Annotated in this window: 4 protein-coding genes; 2 read left to right on the top strand and 2 right to left on the bottom strand. The window is 28.8% G+C overall.

From position 1 onward, the window contains the following. Window positions 1–420 precede the first annotated feature (420 nt). Together CN514_RS22715 and CN514_RS22720 are read right to left on the bottom strand one after the other, a co-directional pair. Window positions 421–1,284, bottom strand: a complete 864-nt coding sequence (locus tag CN514_RS22715; RefSeq protein WP_098234516.1) for a DUF4393 domain-containing protein — start codon at window positions 1,282–1,284, stop codon at window positions 421–423. Window positions 1,285–1,361: 77 nt separating this feature from the next. Then, window positions 1,362–1,655, bottom strand: coding sequence for a hypothetical protein (locus CN514_RS22720; RefSeq protein WP_098234517.1), 294 nt, complete (start codon window positions 1,653–1,655; stop codon window positions 1,362–1,364). Between the two features lie 15 nt (window positions 1,656–1,670). Between CN514_RS22720 and CN514_RS22725 the strand changes: the two genes are divergently transcribed. Next, window positions 1,671–1,913: a hypothetical protein gene (locus tag CN514_RS22725; RefSeq protein ID WP_098234518.1), complete on the top strand. Its 243-nt coding sequence runs from the start codon at window positions 1,671–1,673 to the stop codon at window positions 1,911–1,913. Between the two features lie 86 nt (window positions 1,914–1,999). Beyond that, the gene (locus CN514_RS22730) at window positions 2,000–2,431 is read left to right on the top strand and encodes a hypothetical protein (RefSeq protein ID WP_098234519.1); all 432 of its coding nucleotides are present in this window, start codon (window positions 2,000–2,002) and stop codon (window positions 2,429–2,431) included. The last annotated feature ends 682 nt before the right edge of the window (window positions 2,432–3,113 follow it).

A 3,113-nucleotide genomic window follows, 5' to 3' on the forward strand; every position in this document is an offset into this window, starting at 1 on the left:
GTGTTACTCTTACTTTAATGAATGAAAATTTGGCAAAAAAATTATTTTTATCCCAATTAGTAAATTATATAAATTAATAATCAAATCAAATAAAAAAGAAATGAAGATGTTGTTGATCTTCATTTCCTAAGGTTAAATGACTTTCGTAAAAATCATCAGTAATCATTTGACTATTCAGCTTTTATATCGACAAATATATTCTATTTTAATACCGTTCCTTTACTAGATAAGACACTTTTTCTTGGAAAGAAGTTATTGTTAATTGGTTTAGAAGGTAAAATTAATTATTTTAGACAACAGTTAGATAAAGCACCAGAAGTGAAGTGGAGGGGTGGGTCAGCCCCTCCACTTCACTAGGTAATAGAAAGTAATATTTCTTTTTAAATTAAATATTTAATAAGAAATATTACTTTCTTATATTCATAAACAAACATCAATAAAGTTTTTACCAAAAGGAGTAATGCTCATCCAGCCATAATGTATTATATAATTTGGACTCTCCCTTTTTAAGTTCTTATAATATGTTGATTTCTCATATATTTTATAATCATCATAACTCGTGTATTCTTTATTTTCTGAAAAATCTAAATCAACCAATCCCAACCTATTCAGGTTTGTAATTGACGAGGAATTTTCATCGCCAGTTTTTATATCGGATTCGTTACCATAAAAAACATTACTCTTAATTATTGAGAAACCATTATCGTAATCATGTACAAACCTTGCTATTGGAAAACCACCTACAGGATTAATAGTAAGTTCTATTTTCCCATTCCTTGATTTAGCAAGTTCTTCTACTTCTTTTAAACTTATGTAGCCAAACATGTCTTCATTTTCTTCATAACTACGTTGAGCTTGGTGTTTAATCAATAGAAGATTTAGTGCGTCTTCAGGAGACAATTGTTTAATGATTTCTATATACGAATGATGAACTTTCGATGTTTGTTTTTTGTTCATTGCAGCTACAATTAACTTCGAAAACATATTCCTAACTTTTTCTTCTTCTATATAATATTTAACTGCTTCTAATGCAGGACCAACAATACTTGTTTGGGGAACTTGACGGTCTTCTTCAGGTATCTGTACGGCTTCCTCTTCAATTGAAGTTTTTAAAGACTCTTGATGTTTTAAACGTTTTTTATCAGCTAAATGGCTAATACCGCCAAAAACCAAGTACCAAATATCATCAAAAGTTTTTAAAGGCGCATCTGTACTTCTTGTTGCTACGGTTGTTGCTACGGTTGTTGCTACAGTTGTTAATGTAGATGTGATAATCGGATCCATACTTTTACCTCAATTTTTTATATTTTCTAAAATATATCAAATTTTTCAATAGTTGTAAAAACTAAGTTACAAAAGACTTAATTAAGTTTAGTAGAAAGGGGAACTTCTTCTACAAGAATCGCCCATTGTGATACAACGGTATTGGAATTTGTTTTTAATTCTGTTATTAATTGTAATCGAGTTTCCATCAAGTCTGCTCTTGAACCACTCCATGAGGAAGGTTTAAATTTAGATAAGTATTCATTTAATACTTTAACAAGGTCTGGAGAGTTTGCAACAGAGACATTTTTAATTGATTTCTGGGTTTCAATGTCTTTAGTACTTATGTTTAGTATAATATAAATAGATTCTAGATCATCGATTTTATACATATAGGAAGAACCGAAATGGATGAGCAAATAAAAATAGATGTAATTAAAGAGTACAAAAAAGACTTAAAAATATATGAAGCATTTTGTAAAAAAGTAAAAACAAAACTAGTAAATATACTATCAGACCGATCGATTCAATATCTTATGACTAGTTCCAGAGTAAAAAAAATCGATTCAATCATTCAAAAATTACAATCAATTAAAATAGAGAAGAATATGCAATTCCTTATAAATTTGAAGCTATTAGTGAAATATTAAGAAAAAAAGGAGATATTACTATACCAATAATCTTTTTATGGTTTAAGAAAAGACATTGGAAATTCCAATGGATAGCAAGTAACTTATTGCAAAAGATTTTCCCATCTTTTGATGAAAAATTAGAAAATTATATTCTTGATGTTCTTTCATCCAAAAAACCTAAGAATGCTAAAGTCATATTAAATATATTAAAACACTATAATGGAGATCGGTCCACGCATAAAGTATGCCAAGAGTTTGTAGTAGTTTTTAATAGCAATCCTGAGTTGTTAAATGAACTTATGATTATTTTATCAGGTACAGGTATTTTGTTAGGAGAATACGGTTCCGTCGATGCATTTACTCAAAAGAGAAAAGATATTGTTAAATGGAATAAATCGAAAAATATACATATTAGAGCTTTTGTAAAGGAATTTTACGATTTCCTAGATAGACGCATTAATTCTGATAAGAAAAGAATTGATACGGAAGTTCAGTTGAAAAAATTGCAATTTGAATTTGATACCAAAGAAAAATAATTAAAAACTGAGAGAGAGTTCTATTTGTTCTATTTATTACAGATCGCACTTTGTGTAGAGGCTAGATTATATAAAAGGATAGATAATTGATTTGATTATCTATCCTTTTTATTTTTTGAATCATAGGTAAATGTAATAAAGGTGAATTACTCTATTTTTCTTTTGAATTTATTTTCTATAATAGCAGTACTAAGAAAAGAATTTATTTCAGGTGTTTCGATGAATTGAAGACCCCACTCAGTATTATGAAAAGCTGTATATCGATACTGAAAGACGGTGTTGCAAGTCATAAGAAGGACTACTTATGGCTGGGTGAGGAAGTCGATGAGCTATGGTGCCATTAGAGCCCAACATTTAGTCTGACTCCGACGATCACTGCGCATCACTGACTGTCGCTCCCTTGCAGGAAGAAGCCTATATTAAGCAGACTTTTCTTTTTAGAGGACGAGCAAATACTTGTCTTCTTTTTTTTGTGTTTGAGTAATATTATCTTTTCCAAGTTATATTTCTAATAAATTTTATAACAGTTTGCTTTTGTTAGTTTAATTGTGAGCTTTACCTAACATTAAATTTTTTATGTGAAAAATAATTAATAAGATTGTGTGTAAATCGGAAAAATTCACAGAAAATCCATTAAATATGCACATTTATAAATTATACTATTGAATTGATGAAATCTAAT

Origin of the sequence: Bacillus sp. AFS001701 (assembly GCF_002559405.1) — a bacterium.
Lineage (GTDB): Bacteria > Bacillota > Bacilli > Bacillales > Bacillaceae_G > Gottfriedia.